At 62.8% G+C, this 20,421-nt stretch carries 17 protein-coding genes; 9 read left to right on the top strand and 8 right to left on the bottom strand.

From position 1 onward, the window contains the following. Positions 1-110 precede the first annotated feature (110 nt). Complete coding sequence (locus PEP31012_RS03305; protein WP_150587882.1) at positions 111-1,397, bottom strand: MFS transporter; 1,287 nt, start codon at positions 1,395-1,397, stop codon at positions 111-113. A gap of 295 nt (positions 1,398-1,692) precedes the next feature. Here PEP31012_RS03305 and PEP31012_RS03300 point away from each other — a divergent pair, with 295 nt between their 5' ends. Next, positions 1,693-2,400, top strand: coding sequence for a TetR/AcrR family transcriptional regulator (locus PEP31012_RS03300; RefSeq protein WP_425494918.1), 708 nt, complete (start codon positions 1,693-1,695; stop codon positions 2,398-2,400). A gap of 241 nt (positions 2,401-2,641) precedes the next feature. Here the strand turns inward: PEP31012_RS03300 and PEP31012_RS03295 are convergent, their stop codons facing one another. Beyond that, positions 2,642-3,238 carry a helix-turn-helix domain-containing protein gene (locus PEP31012_RS03295; protein ID WP_425494910.1) on the bottom strand — a complete coding sequence of 199 codons (597 nt, stop codon included), beginning with the start codon at positions 3,236-3,238 and terminating at the stop codon, positions 2,642-2,644. A gap of 213 nt (positions 3,239-3,451) precedes the next feature. Here PEP31012_RS03295 and kbl point away from each other — a divergent pair, with 213 nt between their 5' ends. From kbl to PEP31012_RS03280, 3 genes are all read left to right on the top strand, one after another. Next, the gene (gene kbl, locus PEP31012_RS03290; RefSeq protein ID WP_150587879.1) at positions 3,452-4,669 is read left to right on the top strand and encodes a glycine C-acetyltransferase; all 1,218 of its coding nucleotides are present in this window, start codon (positions 3,452-3,454) and stop codon (positions 4,667-4,669) included. 2 nt (positions 4,670-4,671) lie between these two features. After that, positions 4,672-5,637 carry an NAD-dependent epimerase/dehydratase family protein gene (locus PEP31012_RS03285; protein WP_174978087.1) on the top strand — a complete coding sequence of 322 codons (966 nt, stop codon included), beginning with the start codon at positions 4,672-4,674 and terminating at the stop codon, positions 5,635-5,637. Positions 5,638-6,402: 765 nt separating this feature from the next. Continuing rightward, on the top strand, positions 6,403-7,287 hold the full coding sequence (locus PEP31012_RS03280; RefSeq protein WP_150587877.1) for a hypothetical protein: 885 nt from the start codon (positions 6,403-6,405) through the stop codon (positions 7,285-7,287). Positions 7,288-7,359: 72 nt separating this feature from the next. Here the strand turns inward: PEP31012_RS03280 and PEP31012_RS03275 are convergent, their stop codons facing one another. Next, positions 7,360-8,676, bottom strand: coding sequence for an ABC transporter ATP-binding protein (locus PEP31012_RS03275; RefSeq protein WP_150587876.1), 1,317 nt, complete (start codon positions 8,674-8,676; stop codon positions 7,360-7,362). Positions 8,677-8,686: 10 nt separating this feature from the next. Beyond that, positions 8,687-10,426 (bottom strand): ABC transporter permease, encoded by a 1,740-nt coding sequence (locus tag PEP31012_RS03270; RefSeq protein WP_150587875.1) that lies wholly within the window; start codon positions 10,424-10,426, stop codon positions 8,687-8,689. A gap of 568 nt (positions 10,427-10,994) precedes the next feature. On the opposite strand from PEP31012_RS03270, the gene PEP31012_RS03265 reads away from it, so the two are divergent. Continuing rightward, positions 10,995-12,569: a tetratricopeptide repeat protein gene (locus PEP31012_RS03265; protein WP_174978086.1), complete on the top strand. Its 1,575-nt coding sequence runs from the start codon at positions 10,995-10,997 to the stop codon at positions 12,567-12,569. A 148-nt stretch (positions 12,570-12,717) separates the two neighbouring features. Here PEP31012_RS03265 and PEP31012_RS03260 read toward each other — a convergent pair whose 3' ends face one another. After that, positions 12,718-13,791 (bottom strand): AI-2E family transporter, encoded by a 1,074-nt coding sequence (locus tag PEP31012_RS03260; RefSeq protein WP_150587873.1) that lies wholly within the window; start codon positions 13,789-13,791, stop codon positions 12,718-12,720. Continuing rightward, positions 13,778-14,737: a LysR family transcriptional regulator gene (locus PEP31012_RS03255; protein ID WP_150587872.1), complete on the bottom strand. Its 960-nt coding sequence runs from the start codon at positions 14,735-14,737 to the stop codon at positions 13,778-13,780. The genes PEP31012_RS03260 and PEP31012_RS03255 overlap by 14 nt, the downstream gene beginning before the upstream one ends. A gap of 188 nt (positions 14,738-14,925) precedes the next feature. On the opposite strand from PEP31012_RS03255, the gene PEP31012_RS03250 reads away from it, so the two are divergent. Next, positions 14,926-15,708 carry a TerC family protein gene (locus tag PEP31012_RS03250; RefSeq protein ID WP_150587871.1) on the top strand — a complete coding sequence of 261 codons (783 nt, stop codon included), beginning with the start codon at positions 14,926-14,928 and terminating at the stop codon, positions 15,706-15,708. A 631-nt stretch (positions 15,709-16,339) separates the two neighbouring features. Here PEP31012_RS03250 and PEP31012_RS03245 read toward each other — a convergent pair. Further along, entirely contained in the window at positions 16,340-17,392 is a 1,053-nt protein-coding gene (locus PEP31012_RS03245) for a GGDEF domain-containing protein (RefSeq protein WP_150588069.1), read from the bottom strand. A gap of 239 nt (positions 17,393-17,631) precedes the next feature. On the opposite strand from PEP31012_RS03245, the gene PEP31012_RS03240 reads away from it, so the two are divergent. From PEP31012_RS03240 to PEP31012_RS03230, 3 genes are all read left to right on the top strand, one after another. Next, positions 17,632-17,952, top strand: a complete 321-nt coding sequence (locus tag PEP31012_RS03240) for a site-specific integrase (protein WP_217427100.1) — start codon at positions 17,632-17,634, stop codon at positions 17,950-17,952. A 491-nt stretch (positions 17,953-18,443) separates the two neighbouring features. After that, positions 18,444-18,782, top strand: coding sequence for an FxLYD domain-containing protein (locus tag PEP31012_RS03235; protein WP_150587870.1), 339 nt, complete (start codon positions 18,444-18,446; stop codon positions 18,780-18,782). Between the two features lie 118 nt (positions 18,783-18,900). Then, positions 18,901-19,224, top strand: coding sequence for a hypothetical protein (locus PEP31012_RS03230; RefSeq protein WP_150587869.1), 324 nt, complete (start codon positions 18,901-18,903; stop codon positions 19,222-19,224). A gap of 557 nt (positions 19,225-19,781) precedes the next feature. On the opposite strand, the gene PEP31012_RS03225 is transcribed toward PEP31012_RS03230, so the two are convergent. After that, complete coding sequence (locus PEP31012_RS03225) at positions 19,782-20,339, bottom strand: hypothetical protein (protein WP_150587868.1); 558 nt, start codon at positions 20,337-20,339, stop codon at positions 19,782-19,784. Between the last annotated feature and the right edge of the window lie 82 nt (positions 20,340-20,421).

The raw sequence follows: 20,421 nt of genomic DNA, 5'->3' as shown, positions 1-20,421 counted from the left end.
TAGCGCCGGGTGGCGCCCGGTATTACCTGGTAGTGCATGGTAGTGCTGGGTAACGCTTGGCAGCGCCTGCCTGCGTGCGTGCGAGGCATCACGGCAAACCGGTGGCAGCATTACGCACTGGCGGGGACGGGCTGACTCGGTGCGCGCCTGGCAATGCGCAACACCATGAACGCGCCGATGATGCACACGCCGCCCGAGAGCATTGACGCCATCGTGTAGTTGCCGAGCGTGGCGCGCAGCGAGCCGGCGACCAGGGCGGCGGTTGCCGCACCGAGCTGATGTCCCGCGACGATCCAGCCGAACACGATCGGGGCCGCCGTTTTGCCGAACACATCGGTCGTCAGGCGCACGGTTGGCGGCACGGTCGCGATCCAGTCCAGGCCGTAAAACAGTGCGAACAGCGGCAGGCCGAAGAAATCGAAGCCGAACGCATACGGCAGGTAGATCAGCGACAGCCCGCGCAACCCGTAGTACCAGAACAGCAGCACGCGGCTGTTATAGCGATCCGAGAGCCAGCCCGAGAGCGTGGTGCCCACGAGATCGAGCATGCCCATCGCCGCGAGAATGCCCGCGCCCTTGACTTCAGAGAGCCCGTAATCGCTGCACATGGCGATGAAGTGCGTGCCGATGTAGCCGTTGGTGCTCGCGCCGCAGATGAAGAAGCTGAAGAACAACAGCCAGAAGTCGCGCTTGCCGGCCGCCATGCGCAGCACCGACAACGCATGCGTCAGAGGATTGCCCTGCGCGAGGGGAGCATCCGGCGCATCCTCGGGGGCGCCGACCGGACGCAGGCCGACCGATCCCGGACGTTCCGGCAGGAGAATCGCCACGAGCGGCAATACCACCGCAGCGACGATCGCCACGATCAGCACCACCGGTCGCCAGCCGTGACGCTCGATGATCGCGGCCATCATTGGCAGGAAGACCATCTGGCCGGTGGCCGAACTGGCCGTCAGAATGCCCATCGCCAGTCCGCGATGCGTGTGGAACCAACGGTTCGCCACGGTCGCTGCCAGCGTGATGGCGGCCACGCCAGTGCCACCGCCAACCATCACGCCCCAGATCAGCACCATCTGCCACGGGGCGGTCATCAGCGACGAGAGCGCCGTGCCCGAGGCGAGCAGCAACAAGGCCACCATGACCGTCGGGCGGATACCGAAGCGCTGCATTGCGGCAGCCGCGAACGGGCCGGTGAGTCCGTACAACGCCAGGTTCACCGAAATGGCCAGCGAGATAGTGGCGCGGCTCCAGCCGAAGTCGTGCTCGAGCGGCACCATCATCACGCTGGGCGTCGCGCGAATGCCGGCCGAGGCGAGCAAAACCAGGAAAATCACCCCGACCACGATCCAGCCGTAGTGGAAATGACCGTTGATGCGCCTTGCGATGGCTGCCTTCATGGCGGAAATCCTTGCGGGGGATCGGTCGCTTCAGCCGACCCGGGAACGTTTGCGGGAACCGCACTGTCTACGTTCAATGGTTCGCTTGTGACAGATCGGTAACATTAGGTTGCCATGTTATGAACCGATCGGTAACATGTCAAGTATTCGTTTGCGACGTCCGGGCGCTGTCCGGCATCGCGAATCACCGCTTTAAGGGGGTCGGAACATGGCCAAATCGACGATGCCTGTGATGCCCGATGTGCCTGAGACGCCGGATCTGGCGACATCAGGGGGAGAAACGACCGCTGTCGCGATGACCGGGAAGGCCACGAAGGCCACGAAGGCAGCGACGACCGCCAAACGCGAAGGTGCTGTGGCTCCTGCGCGCCGCGGCCGAGCGGCGACGCGTTCGGGCAAGACCGGGCGGCATGTGACGCCGGCGCCCGTCGCTCAGCAGTATCTGCTCAATGCGGCCGTGGAACTGTTCCACACCGAAGGGGTGCGCGCCGTGGGCGTGGACGCCGTCGTCAAACGCGCCGGTGTCAACAAGATGTGTCTCTATCGCCAGTTCGCGTCGAAGGACGAGCTGATCCTGGCGTATCTCGACCACATGCAGACGGCGAGTCTGGCGCGCATCGACGAGAGCATTGCAAAGCGGGCTGGTGAGCCGCGCGCACAACTGCTGCAGATCTTCGTGGATCTCGCCGAGCGGGCGAGTCGTCCCGGCTATCGGGGTTGTCCGTTCGTGAATGTGGCCGCTGAATTCCCCGACCCGGCGCACCCCGCGCGCCAGTCGGTGGCGAATTACAAGGCGGAAATGGTGCGACGCTTCACCGAACTCGCCACGGCCGCTGGTTTGCGCGAGCCCGCGCCGTTGGTCGATGCGCTATCGCTGATTCTCGAAGGCGCCTACGCGGCGAGCCAGACCTTCGGACCGGGTTCGGCGCCGCTGCGTATTTTACCGACGGTGGCGCGTCAGCTCATCGACGCCGGGATGGCGGGCGCGCTGGCGGCCGCCTGAGCACGTTCAGGCCGCGCGTGCCGTGGCGCTCCGCACGATCCGCGCGGCGTTTTGCCCGTGCGATCGTTCCTGCCTTGCGCATTCATCCATCGACTGACTTGATTCACCGCCGGCCGCGGTGCGCCTGACACAGTCGAACGGACTCAGCACGACCGAGTCCGTCCGGCGACTGACGCCGTGCGACCCACTCAGTCCGTCGGCCCCCGTTTGCCGCCCTCCATCCCCATCCAGGTAACGCCGCCTATCCGTGGATCACCACGAGCAGGCCGCGCGCGACGGACTTGCCGACATTGCGGATCGCGTGGGCGCGGTCGGCGGGATAGCGCGCGGTCTCGCCCGGCTTGGCGCGTCGCGCGAAGTGTTCGACTTCGATGTCGACCTGACCGTCGAACACCGTGAAGTGCTCGCGCGTGCCCGGATCGTGCGGCTCGGAGACGAGTGCGGCGCCCGGCTGCAGCGTCAATTCATACCACTCGTACTTGCCCGCCAACTCCATCGGTCCGAGGATCTTCAACTGATACGCATGCTCCGCGCCCGCCAGTGTCGGAATTTCATGCTTGCCGATTACCCGTACCGGTTCGGGGTCGCCCGCCGGGGCGCCCAGCAATTGGTCGAGGCGCACGCCCAGCGCATTGGCCAGCCGCCACGCCACAGCGATCGTCGGGTTGGCCTTGTCGCGCTCGATCTGCGAGAGCATCGACTTGGAGACGCCGGACGCGCGTGAGAGCGTCTCCAGCGTCATGCCGCGCTCCTTGCGCAGTTGCTGAATCATGTCGCCGACCGGCGGCGGGGCGATCGGCGACGCCGTCGAGGTTGCGGGAGGACTTGCCATATGCATTCCGGGATATTAGAATTTTTCAATATATTGAAACTAGTTCAATATAAAGTATAGTTTCCGATAAGGTGAATGGCTGCATGGTAGCAGAGCAAGCGCTCGATGCCTGCCTGGCGTTCGCTTCGGCCGGCATCCACCGATGCCATCCGATGCCACCCGATTTCCCCGGCGACGTCGCACAACGGCGCCGCCGACCGCACCAAGGAGAGGCGCACAATGACCGTACATACCCCGGAGGCCCGCGAGGGCTTCTACCGCCAACTGACCGAACGACTCGAAGACACGCGCCGCCAGGGCCTCTTCAAGCAGGAACGCGTGCTCATGTCGCGGCAGGGGCCGGAGGTCATGTGCGACGACGGGCAGACGCGCATCAACCTGTGCGCCAACAACTACCTGGGGCTCTCGGGCAGTGAAACGCTCGTCAAGGCGGCGCAGCAGGCGCTGGAAGACTTCGGCTTCGGCTTGTCGTCGGTGCGCTTCATCTGTGGCACACAAGGTCCGCACAAGGCCCTTGAAGCCCGCATCGCCGCGTACCTCGGCACGGAAGACGCCATCCTGTACGCTGCCGCGTTCGACGCCAATGGCGGTGTCTTTGAACCGCTGTTCGACGAGCAGGACGCCATCATCTCCGACGCCCTCAACCACGCCTCGATCATCGATGGCGTGCGCCTTTGCAAGGCGCAGCGTCTGCGCTATGCGCACAACGACATGGACGACCTCGAACGCCAGTTGCGGGCGGCGGTGGGGGCGCGTCATCGCATTATCGTCACCGACGGCGTGTTTTCAATGGACGGCACGATTGCCCAGCTCGACCGCATCGTGTCGCTGGCCGAGCAATACGGCGCGCTCATCATGATCGATGAATGTCACGCAACCGGCTTCATGGGGCCGACGGGGCGCGGCACGCACGAGCATCATGGTGTGCTCGGCAAGATCGACATCATCACCGGCACGCTGGGCAAGGCGCTCGGCGGCGCGATGGGCGGCTTCACGGCCGGGCGGCGCGAGGTGATCGAGACGCTGCGCCAGCGCTCGCGCCCGTACCTGTTCTCGAACAGCCTGGCGCCGGCCATCGTCGGCACGTCGCTCGCCGTGTTCGACGAACTCGAACACTCGTCGGCGCGCCGCGAGCAATTGCATGCGAACACCACGTTCTTTCGCAAGGAAGTGGCAGCGCTGGGGTTCACCATCAAGCCGGGCACCCATCCGATCGTGCCCGTCATGCTTTTCGACGCCACGCTCGCGCAGCGCTTTGCGCAGCGCCTTTATGAGCTGGGCGTGATCGCCACGGGTTTCTTCTACCCGGTGGTGCCGCAGGGGCAGGCGCGCGTGCGCGTGCAACTCTCGGCGGCGCACACGCGCGATCATCTGAGCCGTGCGCTGGCGGCATTCGCCCAGGCCGGCAACGAACTCGGCATTCTCAAGCAAGGTTGAACATGGAACGCATCCTCATCATCGGCGCCAACGGGCAGATCGGCAGCGAACTCGTCGACGCGCTGGCCGCGCAGTACGGCAATGAGAACGTCATTGCCACGGACATCGCGTCGGGGCCGTCGCGCCATGCCGTGCATTACGAGACGCTCGATGTGCTCGACGCCGCCCGACTGGCCGCCCTGGTCGAGCGCTTCGGCATCACCCAGATATTCCATCTGGCGGCGCTGCTTTCGGCGACGGGCGAGACCCGACCGCTTCAGGCGTGGACGCTCAACATGAACGGGCTGCTCAACGTGCTCGAACTGGCGCGCGAACGCCAGGGGCTGCGGGTGTTCTGGCCGTCGTCGATCGCCGCGTTCGGCCCGCATACGCCGGCCATCGAAACGCCGCAGCTCGCCATCATGGATCCGACCACGATGTACGGCATCAGCAAGCAGGCGGGCGAGCGACTGTGCGAGTACTACTTCACGAAGTTCGGCGTGGACGTGCGCAGCCTGCGCTATCCCGGCGTCATCAGCTACAAGACGCCCCCGGGCGGCGGCACGACCGATTACGCCATCGAGATCTTCCAGGCGGCGCGTCGCGGCGAGACGTACACCTGTTTCCTGAAGGAAGACGCGACGCTGCCGATGATCCACATGCCCGATGCGGTGCGCGCCACGCTGGAATTAATGAATGCGGACGCCTCGCGCCTGCGCGTGCGCTCGTCCTATAACGTGGCGGGCGTGAGCTTCGACCCGGCCACACTGGCGGCGGCGATTGCGCGCCGCGTGCCGGGCTTCACGGTGAAGTACGCGCCAGACTTCCGTCAGGCGATTGCCGAGACGTGGCCGCATACGCTTGACGATACCCATGCCCGCTACGATTGGGCCTGGCAGCCGGCCTTCGGTCTGGACGCGATGGTCGACGATATGCTCGCCAATGTGCCGCTGGACTGGCATGCGCCGGTTTTGGGACACGCTGCTTGACGGGAACGTCCAGGGATGCGAGTGACCATGACCCGGTGATGAGGGGGCCGAACGGAGAGAGGGCGATCGGGTAACGATCAGGTCGACTGGCGGAAAAATCAAGACAAACCGAGCAAGGCGCGTGCGATATCGAGTCGTACGCGCCTTGTTGCATGGCGCGCTGGAACTGCCGTGACCCTTACCTCGGGTGATGTACCGCGTAGTAAGCCAGTGCGGCGAGAACCGCACAGGTCACAGCCATGGCGCGTCGGCGCCAGCGATAGGCGGGGGTGAAGCTGAAGGCTCGCCCGCGGCCTTCTTCTTTCGAATGGTAATAGCTCATATTGCGTCTTCTAGGATCTGATGCACGGTCTTCGCCGCGGAAAGAACCTGCATGACATTGCGTCGATGCGCCCCCCGGTGCATGACACGCAGGTTCTGGAACCATTATGCGTCTGCATAAAAACGACCGCGAATCAGTATCTATACCGATACGTGTGGCCTTTTTGATACGGTCGCAATGCGGCGATCTTCGCATCGATGACGGCGATTTTTGCCCGCCATGCCCGCATCGTTCTCGCGTTCTCCCATTGCCACGGCCATCCGGCCGGGGTCTCCCACCTGGATGTCTCGAATGGCGTGAATCTTGAAATGCGAAGTAGGTGCAGATTCCACATTTCCCTGCTTGCGCGCCGCGTCACGCGCTGAAACAATGCCGGAAAACGATGGTCACGCCGATGGTCATCGCCGAGTCGTCTAAGAGATCACGCCTGGGAGGGACGTGCCATGACGCCGAGCACCCGCCGCACCATTGCTTGCGGCCGCAGCGCAACCGCTATCCAGCGCGCCGCGTTCGTCTTCGTTGTCGCCAGCCTGTGTGCGGCCAACGTCTATGCGCAGGAAGCCATGCTGCGCGCCAACAATCAGGTCTGGATCGATGCCGGTGCCCAGCAGTTGCATTACTGGGAGAGCATCGCCCCCGGCAAGAGCGATTCCGAACGGGGGACGACCGCCGCGTTCGCGCTGGGGGCATCGACCCAGCGACAGTTGTTTGGCGTGTCTAACCTGTATTTCGGCGGTTCGGTGCGTGTGTCGCACGGTAACGTCGACTACGGCGGCTATCTGCAAGATCTGGCGGGCCGCGTCGTCCAGCCGAATTACCAGATGAGCACGCGCTCGACCGCGACGGACATCACGCTCAAGGCCGGCAAGGCGATTCCATTCCAACTCGGCACCCGGCAAGCACAGGTGATTCCTTACCTGAGCTACAGTTACCGGGACTGGATTCGCGACAGCAGCCGCGACCCGAACGGCTTTTACGAGCGCTATCGTCACCACGTGATCGGTGGCGGTCTGATGGGGCAGCTCGAAGTCACGCCGAAACTCGTGGCGACCGCAGACGTCCGCGCTGGCGCGATGGTCGGTGCCTCGATGACGCTGGCGGGCTCGCAGAATACATTCAGCCTCGGCAACAAGCCGGTCGTGGTGGCGGGCTTCGGGCTCGACTACGCGGTCGCGCGCAACTTCCACGTGAATGCGAGCTACGAGTGGTCTCGCTTCCAGTACGGGCGATCGAGCGTCACGCAGGTCACGCCGGGCGTCAACGCCTACGAGCCCGATTCGAAGACGATCAACCAGACCTGGATGATCGGCGCGGGCTACGCCTTCTGACAAACGACAACGCCGTGCGCTCAAGCGAGCCGCGCGGCGTTGGCTTTTCGGCCGAACTTCGGCGCATGGCGGTCAGGTCGCGCCTTCCACGTCCTCGAGACTGAACGTCTCGGTGTGGTCGTTGTACGAGAAGATCTCGGCGTAGCGTCCCCAGTTGATGGCGGTGTCGAGCGTTTCCTGTGCGAGATCGTCCGACATCGAATCTTCCAGCTCCTGCTCGAAACGCACGCGCGGCGCCCGTTGCCCGCGACGCTCTTGCAGCACGGCGCGGATCTTCGCCGCGAGCGGCACGTGGCGCAGCAGATGTTCGGCGAACAGCACCTTGCGCTCCTGTGTACTCACGTCCACGAAACGCTTGCCCGCGACGGTCAGCAGAATGTCGCCTTCCTTGAGTTCCGCGAAGCCCAACTGGTCGAGGATTTCGGCCACGGGGAAGAGGTCGTCGACTTCGAGCAGCAGCGTCTGCGCGATTTCCGGCAAGTCGGCGCGACCGTTGTAGGGCGGGCCGGCCAGCGCTTCGAGCAGACCGGCCATCAGGTTGGTCGACACTTCGTGCAGCGGGCTCGAGAGCTCCAGCGCCATCTTCTGCGTGGTGTGCGCGTTGCGACGCGACGTCATCAGTGCATAGATATCGTCGACCATCTTGCGGAAGGCCGGATCGAGACGGTTGCGTCGATGCGGGAACGGCACCTTGATCTCGGCCACTACGCGGCCGGGATTCGACGACAGCACCAGAATCCGGTCGCACATGAACACGGCTTCTTCAATGTTGTGCGTGACGATCAGGATCGACTTGATCGGCAACTGCCGCTGGCTCCACAGATCGAGCAGGTCGGTACGCAGCGTCTCTGCCGTGAGGACGTCGAGCGCGGAGAACGGCTCGTCCATGAGCAGCAGCGTCGGATTGACCACGAGCGCACGGGCAAAGCCCACGCGCTGGCGCATGCCGCCCGAGAGTTCGCGCGGGTAGGCGTTCTCGAAGCCGTCCAGCCCGATCAGGTCGATGGCGGCGAGGGCACGGCGGCGACGTTCCTTCGGCTCGACGCCAAGCGCTTCCAGCCCGGCTTCCACGTTCTGCAGCACGGTCAGCCACGGAAACAGCGCGAAGGTCTGGAACACCATCGCTACCCCTTCGGGGGGGCCTTCGAGCGGTTGGCTGAGATAGCGGATGTCGCCCGCGCTCGGTTGAATCAGCCCGGCGATGATGCGCAGCAGCGTCGACTTGCCCGAGCCCGAACGGCCAAGCAGGCCGACGATTTCGCCTTCGTGCAGTTGCAGATTCACCCCGTCGAGCACCTGGCGCTCGTCGCTGCCCTTGCGGAAGCCGCGGCTGACATTGGCGAGCGAGAAGATCTCTTTTCCGACAATCGTTTGGGTATCGTTCGGCATCACGGTCCCTTCAATTCAGGCGAAGCTTGTTTTCGGCGATGGCATACATCGGACGCCACAGCAAGCGGTTGAACAATACGACGAACAGCGCCATCACGGCGATGCCCAGCAAAATGCGCGGATAGTCGCCCGCCTCGGTCATCTGGGCGATATAGGCCCCCAACCCGTGCGCGGCAACCTTATCGTTACCCCACTGCACGTATTCGGAGACGATGGACGCGTTCCACGCGCCGCCCGACGCGGTAATCGCGCCTGTCACGTAATAGGGGAAGATGCCCGGCAGCATGATCTGGCGCCACCACTGCCAGCCGCGAATGCGGAAGTTGGTGGCGGCTTCCTTGAAGTCGTTGGGGAATGCCGTCGCACCGGCGATGACGTTGAACAGGATGTACCACTGCGTGCCCAGCACAATCAGCGGCGAGAGCCAGATGTCCGGATTGGCGTGGAAATGGACGATCGCCACCACGAAGATCGGGAACAACAGGTTGGCCGGGAATGCGGCGAGGAACTGGGCAATCGGCTGAATGCGCTCGGCCAGCTTCGGCCGCAACCCGATCAGCACGCCCAGCGGCACCCACACCACCGACGCGATGGCAATGAGCACCACCACGCGAACCAGCGTGATCAGGCCCAGGCCGAACACACGCAGCACTTCGGCGGCGCCGACTTCGGTCAGCACGAAGGCGCAGATCTTCCAGGCGGCGCTCGCGCCCATCACCACCAGTAGCGCGGCCCACAGCCAGTCGATCACGCGCGAGAGCGGCGTTTTCGATTCGGAGTGGATCGCGGCGGGCAGCGAGAGCGGCATGCGCGTCCGTGCGAGCGTACGCAGCAACTTGCCGAACGGACGGAGCAGGAACTGAATGGCTCGGGTGCGCTGAATGACGTTGAGCACCCAGGACTCGGGGGCGGACTGCGAGACCGTGTCTTCCAGGCGGAATTTGTCGGACCACGCGACCATCGGCCGGAACAGGAACTGGTCGTAGATGACGATGACCACGACCATCGCCAGAATCACCCAGCCCACGGCGTGCAGGTCACGCTGGACGATGGCCGTGGCGAGATACGCGCCGATGCCCGGCAGCGTGACCGTCTTGTCGCCCACGGTGATCGCCTCGGACGCCACCACGAAGAACCAGCCGCCCGACATGCTCATCATCATGTTCCAGATGAGACCCGGCATCGAGTAGGGCACGTCGAGTTTCCAGAAGCGCTGCCACGGCGAGAGGCGCAGGTTTACGGCCACTTCCGACAGGTCGCGCGGCTGGGTGCGCATCGACTGGTAGAACGAAAACGTCATGTTCCACGCCTGGCTTGTGAAGATCGCGAAGATGGCGGCGCATTCGGCGCCGAGCACGCGTCCCGGGAACAGGGCGAGGAAGAACGTGACGGTAAAGGAGATGTAGCCCAGCACCGGCACCGACTGCAGGATGTCGAGCATCGGCACCAGCAGCTTTTCGGCCCGGCGGCTTTTGGCGGCGAGCGTGCCGTAGACGAGCGTGAAGACGAGCGAGGCAACCATTGCCGCGAGCATGCGCAGCGTGGTGCGCAACGCGTACTCGGGCAGGTTGGCCGGGTCGAGCGAGATGACTTCGGTCTGCAGGTTGGCCAGCGGGGCCCAGGTCTGGCGAATGCCCGACGAGCTGACCATCAGGAAACCGATGATGAGCGGGAAGGCAATGAAGTCCCAGCGGTTGGGCAGCAGGCGTCGCGCAGTGGCGGGGATGAACGGACGGGCTACGCGCGTCATCAGGACCTCGTGAGGATGAGGGGTCGGACGGATAACAGGATTCGGCGCCGGCATGCCGCGCGGCAGCGACGTGGCACGCGCGCAGGGACGGCAGCGGATGCTACCAGATTGCCCGGTAAAAAGATGTTAAAGCGCGTGTCACAGACTGGCAAACCGGATCTTCCAAGGGCGAATGTGGTTTTTATGTTGCACTGCGGGAAGGCCGGGTTTCGACAGATGATACTCGAGGGGCGGGCGGGGCCGTTCGTGCCAAGGTGGCGCGGCACCCTGAGGGGGATGTCGCGGTGGCATGCGCGGGCAAACGAGGGGCAGGGTCGGGTGGGAGGTGATGGCAAGGGGGTAAGCGCAGATAACTAGTGATCAGCCGTTGTATGTGGCTGAAAAGCGGTGAACTTTATGAGCGTGGCGCAGACCAATCTCCGCGGCTTGCTTCGCGCCGTGCGGTCGTGTAGTGTGCACCGCTCGATCGGGCCACGGCGCCAGTGGCCGGTGGCGCCTTGCGCTCCGGTTGTCGTGCGGCTTGCCGGCCCGTCCCCCTCTCATTCCCAGACAAGCAAGGATGCGCCGCATGACGACGCCATTAGACGCGCGTTGCGAGCGTGCACGACAACTGAGTGCCGCCGGCCGGCTCGACGAGGCGATTGCCGAGTTGCGCCAAGTACTGAAACAATCCCCTGAATTTCTGCCCGCCCTCGAAGGGCTCGCCTACGTCTCGCTGCGCACGAACGCTTTCGAGTCGGCCGCTGATGCCTTTGACCGCCTGATGGCGCTCGTGCCGCAGCCCGGCGCGCAGGCGAGTTTCGACGCCGCGATGGCCAGCCTGCAGGCCGGCCGCCAGATGCGTGCCGAGGCGCTGTTCGAAGCCACGGTGCAGCAGTCGCCTGACGTCATCGGCACGATGCATACCGTTGGACTGACCTGGGCGCAGGCGGGTGACAACGCGCGTGCGCTCGTTTGGTTCGAGCGCACGTCGGCCAAGGCTCCGGCGTTGTGGCAGGCGCATTTCAACCGTGGCCGCGCGCTGGGAGCGCTGGGCCGCTACGATGAAGAGATAGACGCGTATCGGCTGGCCATCGCCATCGCCCCTCAGCAGCCCGATCCGTTGGTGAATCTTGGCGTGGCGCTGCGCGAGCAGCATGCGTTCGCCGAGGCGCTGCAATGTCTGCGCGAGGCCGTGAGGCTCGCCCCGGAGCATGCCGGGGCGCGCACCAACCGGGCGCAGACGAATCTGCTGCTGGGCGACTTCGAGCACGGCTGGCATGACTATGAGTGGCGCTGGCAGGACAGCGGTCAGCGGCGGCGCTTCAGCGACCGGCTCTGGGACGGCCGCACGCCGCTTGCCGGCAAGACAGTGTTCGTCCATAGCGAGCCGGGCTTGGGCAATACGTTGCAGTTCGTGCGGTTCGTACCGCGGCTGGTCGCGATGGGGGCACACGTGGTGCTGTCGGTGCAGGCGCCGCTCGTCACGCTGCTGGGCGGCTTTGCACGCGGGGTGACGGTGCTTGGCGACCATATGCCGGTGCCGTCGTTCGACTGGCAGCTGCCGCTGCTCAGCCTGCCGCATTTACTGAAAGTGGGGGGCGATGTCGCGACACCGTTGCCCTACCTGCGGTCGAGCGCCGGACGCGAAATGATATGGCGCTCGATGCTCGGCAAGAAGCCGGAAGGCGCAATGCGGGTGGGCTTCGTGTGGCGCGCGGGGCCAATGCCTTCGGCTCCCGCGCAACGCGACGTGGGGCTGGCGCATTGGGCGCCGGTCTTCGGTGCCGACGCGCACTTCTACGCGTTGCAGGTCGATGCGACCGACGACGAGCGAGCCGAGCTGGCCCGGTATGGCAACGTGCATGACATCGGGGCGAAGCTCAGCGATTTTGCCGAGACGGCGGCCGTGATGGCGCAGATGGACCTCGTGATTGCGGTGGACACGGCGGCGCTGCACTTGGCCGGGGCGCTGGGCAAGCCGGTCTGGGGGCTCGTCGGCTTCACGCCGGACTGGCGCTGGCAGTTGTCGCGTCGGGACAGCGACTGGTACCCGTCGCTCACGCTTCACCGCCAGTCGCAACGCGGCGACTGGGATGGCGTGATGGCGCAGGTGGGGGCCGATCTCGCCACCCTGGTGCGGGGCGCGCAAGCGGCTCGGTAGCGTCCGCGGGCATTGACGCCGTTCCGATGGGGCGGCGTCGGTTGGACATGACGCGGGGATTGGCAAGATCCATCGAGATCCATGGCGATCCCTCGTAACCCATCGGAATGCGTCGGAATTCGTTGAGGCCGATGCACGCCAGGCGATATCACCCGGCGTCGGCCTGATCACTCTCATCGTCGCGCAGGCGCGTGTAGATGTTCCAGATCGAGATGAACAGGGCGGCGACGAGCGGACCGATGACGAAGCCCGTCAGGCCGAAGAGCGACATGCCGCCGAGGGTGGCGATCAGCACGACCCAGTCGGGCAGCTTTGTGTCCTTGCCCACGAGAATCGGACGCAGCACGTTGTCGACCAGGCTCACGATTGTGCCGCAGAACGCAAACAACACCACGCCCTTCCAGATTGCCCCGGAGAGCAGCAGCCACGTTCCCACGGGCACCCACACCACGGCGGCGCCCACGGCGGGCAGCAGCGACAGGAACGCCATCACTACGGCCGCGAGCACAAAGCCCTGGATGCCGAGCACCGCGAAGATGAAGCCGCCGAGCACGCCTTGCGCCACAGCCACGGCGATGTTGCCCTTGACTGTGGCACGCACGACCGTGGTGAACTGCCGGATCAGTTGGGTCTTGTGACGCTCGTCGAGGGGCAGGGCGCGGCGCACCATCACGCCGAGCGCCGTGCCGTCGCGTAGCAAAAAGAACAGCAGGTAGAGCATCACGGCGAAACTCACGAGCAGTTGCGCCGTATTCTGGCCGATGCTGACCAGATAGACTGCCACCAGGCGGCCGATTTGCGCGGCACCGTCGCCAAGCTTTTGCTGGATGGCGTTGACGTCCTGCACGCCGGCCAGGTCCATCACCCGATGGACGCTTGCGGGCAGGCGGTCGAGCAATTGCTGGAACGCTACCGTGAGTTGTGGCAGATCGGTCCGGAAGCGCACGAGCGCCGTGCTGATTTCCTGTGTCAGCATGCCGACGACGAGGGTGAGCGGCAGGATCACGATGACCAGGATCAGCGCCAGCGTGGTGAGGGCGGCCAGATTCGGCCGGCCGCGCAGGCGGGCGAGGATGCGGCGCTGCACCGGCTGGAAGAGCACGGCGAGAATCGTCCCCCAGAACACGGCGCCGAACAGCGGGAACAGAATCCATCCGAACCCGATCGTCACGGCGAACAGCATGAGGTGGAAGAACTTGCGCTGGTCGCTACGACTCGACATGAGGTTTCCTCGCAGAAGACGGCGGCACAGGCGGCTCGCCAGTCGTTTTTATAGCAGAACCGGTGGTCGGACCGATGTCGCGGATGATTTTCGCCACGAGCGGATGGCCTTCGCCGCGTCGCGAGCGAATGGCGTGGATGTCCTCGAAGACCTCGGCCGGGCGGCCCAGCCAGCGCAGGCCGCGCAGCAGCGAGACGTCGCCTGCGCCTGCCTCGCTCAGCGCAAAGACGCCCATGCCGCGCGTGGCAAATACGGCCATGAGTGCGCTGTCCTCGAATTCGCCGACGATATTCGGGCGAATGCCTTGCCCCTCGAACCATTGATCTAGCCGGGCGCGCAGCGCCGAATGGCCGGTGGGCAGCAGGACGGGCAGGTCGGTCAGGCATTGCGGAAAGGTGCTTCGCGAGGTCTGTCGCACGAGCGATGCCGGCCCGTACCAGTCGACCGGCGATGCGATCAGACGTTCGCTCGAGAGTCGCAGTGTTGGGTTGTAGGGCGCGGGTTGGCTTGCCAATACCAGGTCGAGCTTGTGGAGCGCGAGTTCGGCGAGCAATGGCTCGTGCTCGCCTTCGTGGCAGACGAGGCGCAGCGAGGGCGTGTCGAGCACTGGCGCGAGAATCGCGTGTGCAGCCAGTTTGGAGATGCCGTCGGCCAGCCCGATGGCTAGCCTTGCCACGCGGCCGCTGGCGGCCTCGCGCACGTCATCGGGGATCGACTGGCCGAGGCGAAAGATTTCCTCTGCGCGCCGAAACGCTGCCTGGCCTGGGTCTGTCATTGCGACGCCGCGTCCGGCGGGCTTGAGCAACTGGTGGCCCAGTGACTTCTCGAGCTCGCGCACCTGGGCGCTGATGGTCTGCACGGCCATGTCGAGGCGTTCCGCGGCACGGGCGAAGCCCCCTTCCTTGACGACAACCCAAAAATAGTAAAGATGTCGGTAGTTCAACATATTGAGTGGATTTCGGAAAAACCGAACTGTTATGAAGTATATAACTGGTTTTTACGAAGCTTGAGTTCGAGGATGATGCTGTTCTGAGCCCGCACCTTGCATTGCGTGTGGGAAAACGAAAAGAGATGACTGCGGCCCCCGGGGCGGTGGACACTTCGATAACCCAACAGAAACGCTGGCGCACATATATGGACTATCTGCTTGCTTTGGCGACCGACCCGGCGGTGTGGGCGGCGCTTGTCACGTTGGTGGTCATGGAGGTCGTGCTTGGCATCGACAACCTGATCTTCATTTCCATCCTCACGAACAAACTGCCGTTGTCGATGCGTGCGAGAGCGCAGCGCATGGGGATCGGGCTGGCGTTGATCATGCGTCTGGGGTTGCTCGGGACGGTGGCGTGGATCGCCAAGCTGACGACGCCGTTGTTCGAGATGTTCGGACACGGCTTCTCGTGGCGCGACTTGATTCTGATTGCGGGTGGCCTGTTCCTGGTGTGGAAGGCGACGAAGGAGATGCATCACCATGTGGCGTCGGCAACGGACGAGGCGTCAGCGGATGGGGGCGATGCGACGGCTGCGGGCACGATGGCGACGATCACGGCGCGCGCTGCCGTGATGCAGATTCTGGTGCTGGATCTGGTGTTCTCGATCGACAGCATCGTGACGGCGGTGGGCATGACGGAGCACATCCCGATCATGTTTGTGGCGGTGATCGCGGCCGTGACGGCGATGTTGTTCATGGCGGGTCCGCTCTCTCGCTTCATCGCGGCGAACCCGACGGTGGTGATGCTGGCGCTGGGGTTCCTGCTCGTGATCGGTATGACGCTGATTGCGGAAGGTTTCGGGACGCATGTGCCGAAGGGCTACATCTACGCGGCGATGGCATTCTCGGCGTTCGTGGAGGGGCTGAACATGTTGACGCGTCGCGCCAAGGCGCGCCGCAAGTCGGAGCAGACGCGCGTGCTGCACTGAGCTGCGCGGCCGTGATTGGACGGGGGGAGGCGGTGCCGGTGAGCCTTGGAGAGCCACGATGATAATGTGCTTCGCGGTGGCTGCGGCGGACAACATGTTGGTCGCCTATCGCGAGGCGTTGGTTCTCTTCGGTCAGCTCCCCGGTCCGCAAAAAAACCGTTGGATTTTCCGTTGACATGACGCCGGGTCATTGTTGACGATGTGCGAAGCCGGCTCAAGGCGTCTGAGCTCAAAGTCGATTACATCGAGGTGACCGGCCAGGATTGTATTTCGATGCCGGCCAATGGTACTCACCATTTGGCGTGTGGATCGACCACGAAAACCAGCGCGCCCAGCACGATCTTTCGGCGCACGTCGGCCTTCCGGGCCGTCACCCGGGCTTGCGCTTCCCGTTATGCTGTGGGCCACTCGTAGTTGTGCCGCGCGCGTGGTTGGGTCAGTCCTCAGCCGTTTCTGGGTTGGGTTTTCGACGGTTCCACCCTACGACGTCAGGAACTGTCAGGCAATCCTTGCGAACCTCCACTTTGTATCCGCCACGGAATCAACGGTCTGATCGTCGATCAAGCGGCTTTCGCTCGACCTTCGTGAAACGCCCATACGCCAGAAGGATCGTCGCGTCTCAAAGCGCGGATCAGCGCGACTGCAGCTTGAATCCTTCGCCGCCGATACTTGCCCGGTCCACCGCCGCGATTCGGTTGCGCCCCTGATCTTTTGCCTGATAGAGCTGTGCATCTGCCAGATTGATAAACGCTGTGACGTCGATGCCTCCGGTCGGCACAACGGTGGCGACACCGAAGCTCGCCGTGACTCGCTGACCGTGCGGGGAGCGAAGATGTGCGATGGCTTCCTCTGCGATCAGCATGCGGCAGCGCTCCGCGACACGCATGGCGTCATCGGCGTTGGTTTCGGCGAGCACAAGCACGAATTCTTCGCCGCCAAACCGGCCCAGGAACGCGTTCGGCCCGGTTGCCTCGCCGAGCACGCGCGCAAGGCGCTTCAGACACTCGTCGCCTTGAAGGTGACCGTAATAATCGTTGTACGACTTGAAGAAATCGATGTCGACCATCACGAGCGAAAGTGGTTTGCCCGATGCCGCTGCGCTCGCCCACTCGCGGGCAACGACCGTGTCGAACATGCGGCGGTTGCCGACCCCGGTCAAACTGTCGGATAACGAGAGCCGTTCGAGTTCGCGCTGGAGTTCCGCGAGCCGTTCCTCGGTGCGCTTGCGTTCGCTGATGTCGAACATGAAGCCAATCAGCGCGTCAACGTCACCATTCTCTTTGCGAACGACGTGGACAACGTCGCGAATCCACACGTAGCCGCCGTCCGCGGTAAGCGCGCGATAGTCCGCCTCGTGATCGGTGCCCGCTTGCGACTGCGCGACGCAAAATTCCACAACGGCGTCACGGTCCTCCGGATGCATGCGTGCGGCCCAGTCCTCGACCGTTTTCCACGTCGACGGCGCGTAGCCGAGCAGTTCTTCGATCTGCGGGCCGATATAGGCGAACTGCATCGTCGCCCAGTCAATCTTCCAGGGGATCGCTCGGGTTGACTCGAGCAGCGTGCGATAAACAGCGGGGTCGTCCTCGCCGGGCTGGTGTCCGGGCGGTACAAGACTGTCGTCGTGGCGCAGGAATGCGGCCTGAAGCGAACTGCAAGCTAGATCCATTACTTCGTGACTCATCGTGTTCTTCCAGTGCCGTTTGAGTGCATTATCGGCAGGTACAGCAGGGCCTTGAGCGCAGCGCGAAGATTGATTGACTGGCGCCTTGTCAGGCATGGCTTGTCGGCACAGTCGGATCGAAGGAAATCGTCCAGTTTCACGCAAGCCTTGATGGCGGCCCGGATCACTTTCTGCTGGATGCTGCTGCCACATCCGCGTCCTCTGGGTTTCCGTATAGAAGATTCGTCGTCTTTTGCTTCATGGCAACCATCCCGGGAAAGGTTCGCTCACTGGCCCTTGTCGTCAAAGAATCCGGTCGGCGGCTGACGCAATCGACGCTCGACGGGCGATTCGAGAAGGCGAGGTTGGCAGCGATCGCCAAGGCGATAGCGGGAAACCGAGCCGAACTGGTGCCAGAAATTCACACGTTCCAATTCCGTGATCTACGGGCGAAAGCGGGGACTGACAAAGAGGAGGTCGCGGGGATGGCTGCGGCAAAAGACCAGCTAGGCCACGCCGACGAACCGATGACGCGCCGGTATGTCCGGCACCGCAAAAGGGAAGCTGGTCATGCCAACTAAGTGAACGATTTGCGGAACAAATAAAAACGGCCCCCATCGCTGGGAGCCGTTCCTAATTTGGTGGCGAATCAGGGACTCGAACCCCGGACCTGCGGATTATGATTCTGTCGTAATAAATAGTGAAATCAAAGGGTTGTTGCGTCCCTTGCTCCGCAAACAAGCCAAATTTAGTGCGAAGCTACATCCGTTTTATAAGGCCTGTGCGCGCTTTGAGGAGCAAGAGTGTTGGGTATCACTGGAGCGACGAGGGAAGCGTCTGCGATGACTACAAAGCACCAGACGATTTCTTATTAATCAAACAGATACGTGATAACTTGATCTGCAAGCAAGGTCGAATGGATCATCAAAAACGCAGATCCCAAGTCACGTCGACATTCGTTTGTAGAACGCATCCACCTCAAGACGGACGGAACGCTGCCGATATCTCAAATGGTAAGTGTGAGCTTTGGTTCGGCACACGTTTGAGCGACCGATCTATAGAGGATGAAATCTTGAAGAAGCTGATTGCAGCAGTTGTGTGCGCGCTCACTTGTGCATCCGCCGTTGCACAAAACGCTACTGGTCCGAGCGCGATTTCCGTGACCGCCATGGACGTAATCAGCGGCGCGAATGGTTTTCCAGCGATAGTGGGCATCGCCACGAATACGGGGAACGCCTTGGTAAGGGACGCGTTTGTCAAATTTAATCTGTACGACGCACAAGGGAACATCGTCGGCAATACCATCGCGCATGGACAGAATATCGGACCGAGCGAGCGGTGGCGGTTCGAAGCGCCGTTCGTCGCGCGCAACGTGCAAAGCTTCAAGCTAACCGAGATATCCGCCTACTAGGTGCGGCGCAAAGGCGTTCCACGTATATAAGAAGACGTGCTTGAGGAGCAGAGCATATTGATGAAGCGAGGCGTTACGCTTCCTTAATGCCTCACATCCCCACTACGAAAGGTGCACCATGGCTGGCAAGTCATCCGAAGAGCAGGAGGCGCGTCAATATTTGTCTGCTCTTGGCCTAAGTTGTCGAATTGACAACGTGTTACTTGACGCTCAAACCTGGGGAGAAATCTACACCCTGGCGCGCAAGGTAATCGAATGCGTGATTTTTAGTGACCCGAATGAGACCGGAACTTGGCTGCGGATTGACGCGCACATGAACCGACCGGACCCGGACGGGTGGATAACAGGCTACCAACCGTTATTGACGCCGTTCTGGATACGCAAGGTGGATTTGTCTCGGCTGCAAGCGCTGGAGGACCGCCTTACGCCGAGGTTGCGTTAGCGTTCGCAGACAACACTCACGGATTGACTGCTGCCCGACTCTCGATCTGCCCCGCTCCACCAGAGACCGCATTTGCACAATGGGCGCGTCGCCGTAGCCTTCCCCTTCAATGAATCGACGGCGACTCATTAGCCGCCGACATTTGAGGCCATGATCTGAGAAACCCGCCTCAATGGCACCACCTCTGGACACGGCATCTGCCATCAGCGCGTTGCGAGTTTTTCATCACGCACGTTGCCTTGCTGTGCATTTTTACACCAACAAATATTCCGAACCGGGTCTCCATGCGCGGACTTACCGTGGGGCGAGAGGTGTTTAGTGCGGGAGCGAAATGCGCTCATACACGCACACTCGAAAAAGACAGTCGTTTCGCAGATTTTCGCGGGCGCGAAAATCGCTACGTGGCTGGTGGGCTGTGGGGCTTTTCGGCAGTGAATTCCGCTGCTTGCAGTTGGTTGCCCTAGATTCTCTTGTTCATTATGGCGACGGTCGATGCAATTGCATGCGCCATCGACCACATGTCCGCCACCGCACCATGGAATCGTCCCTGCCTTCGGTTAGCTGTCTTTGAGAGTCGCTGGGTTGGCAAGATCCTCTTGGTCGCTAACTCGTCCACGCCTGGCTGCAATCACTGCTTGCAAGCTTGCCTTGTCCATCGGGGCGACCGCTTCGATTTGGGACAGGCGCTCGAGGTCTAACTTCAAGTGCTGAAGTTCCAATTCGGCATGCTGCTCGGGCGGAATGCATGGCGCGAATTCGTACCTGGCAGCGTAAAGCTTGATGCTTAGGGCCAGGTATGCCGCGGTTGACGCGCCCGCGTTAGCTTCAGTCTCAGGATAGAACGCGCGCCCTTTCCCCTGCTGTGCCGCCCATGTGTCGGCACATAAATGGCCATATCGAGCATCCGAGGTACCGGTCACCATCCAGTACGCATACTGCGGCCAAGTTCTTGCCAATGCTTCGATCATTTCCGCAGTTGGTCGTTGCTTGTTACGTACAGCGGCCAACCAGTTAGCTGCTGGGATACCGGTTAATGACTCCAGCTCTTTCCAGCGCCGCGTCTCACTCGTGTTCATGCGGATGATGTCTGCGAATCGCTCGCGCAGATTAGACATGTATTACTCCTTGACAAAGGTGCAGGAGGTGGATAAATTCCAGCATACTCTGATAAATTATCAGAGTATGCCGTACCGATTC

The organism is Pandoraea eparura (genome assembly GCF_902459725.1).
In the GTDB taxonomy this organism is placed as follows: Bacteria; Pseudomonadota; Gammaproteobacteria; order Burkholderiales; family Burkholderiaceae; genus Pandoraea; species Pandoraea eparura.
Note: the sequence above shows the minus strand (reverse complement) of the source record. Positions and strands in the feature narration are given on the sequence as shown.

Bases quoted from the DNA above. Each gene is read 5' to 3' on its own strand.
- PEP31012_RS03275 (WP_150587876.1), bottom strand. From the start codon at position 8,676: ATGCCGAACGATACCCAAACGATTGTCGGAAAAGAGATCTTCTCGCTC.
- PEP31012_RS03260 (WP_150587873.1), bottom strand. From the start codon at position 13,791: ATGTCGAGTCGTAGCGACCAGCGCAAGTTCTTCCACCTCATGCTGTTC.
- PEP31012_RS03255 (WP_150587872.1), bottom strand. From the start codon at position 14,737: ATGTTGAACTACCGACATCTTTACTATTTTTGGGTTGTCGTCAAGGAA.
- PEP31012_RS03305 (WP_150587882.1), bottom strand. From the start codon at position 1,397: ATGAAGGCAGCCATCGCAAGGCGCATCAACGGTCATTTCCACTACGGC.
- kbl (WP_150587879.1), top strand. From the start codon at position 3,452: ATGACCGTACATACCCCGGAGGCCCGCGAGGGCTTCTACCGCCAACTG.
- PEP31012_RS03250 (WP_150587871.1), top strand. From the start codon at position 14,926: ATGGACTATCTGCTTGCTTTGGCGACCGACCCGGCGGTGTGGGCGGCG.
- PEP31012_RS03285 (WP_174978087.1), top strand. From the start codon at position 4,672: ATGGAACGCATCCTCATCATCGGCGCCAACGGGCAGATCGGCAGCGAA.
- PEP31012_RS03265 (WP_174978086.1), top strand. From the start codon at position 10,995: ATGACGACGCCATTAGACGCGCGTTGCGAGCGTGCACGACAACTGAGT.
- PEP31012_RS03245 (WP_150588069.1), bottom strand. From the start codon at position 17,392: ATGAGTCACGAAGTAATGGATCTAGCTTGCAGTTCGCTTCAGGCCGCA.
- PEP31012_RS03295 (WP_425494910.1), bottom strand. From the start codon at position 3,238: ATGCATATGGCAAGTCCTCCCGCAACCTCGACGGCGTCGCCGATCGCC.
- PEP31012_RS03270 (WP_150587875.1), bottom strand. From the start codon at position 10,426: ATGACGCGCGTAGCCCGTCCGTTCATCCCCGCCACTGCGCGACGCCTG.
- PEP31012_RS03280 (WP_150587877.1), top strand. From the start codon at position 6,403: ATGACGCCGAGCACCCGCCGCACCATTGCTTGCGGCCGCAGCGCAACC.
- PEP31012_RS03300 (WP_425494918.1), top strand. From the start codon at position 1,693: ATGACCGGGAAGGCCACGAAGGCCACGAAGGCAGCGACGACCGCCAAA.
- PEP31012_RS03225 (WP_150587868.1), bottom strand. From the start codon at position 20,339: ATGTCTAATCTGCGCGAGCGATTCGCAGACATCATCCGCATGAACACG.
- PEP31012_RS03240 (WP_217427100.1), top strand. From the start codon at position 17,632: ATGGCAACCATCCCGGGAAAGGTTCGCTCACTGGCCCTTGTCGTCAAA.
- PEP31012_RS03230 (WP_150587869.1), top strand. From the start codon at position 18,901: ATGGCTGGCAAGTCATCCGAAGAGCAGGAGGCGCGTCAATATTTGTCT.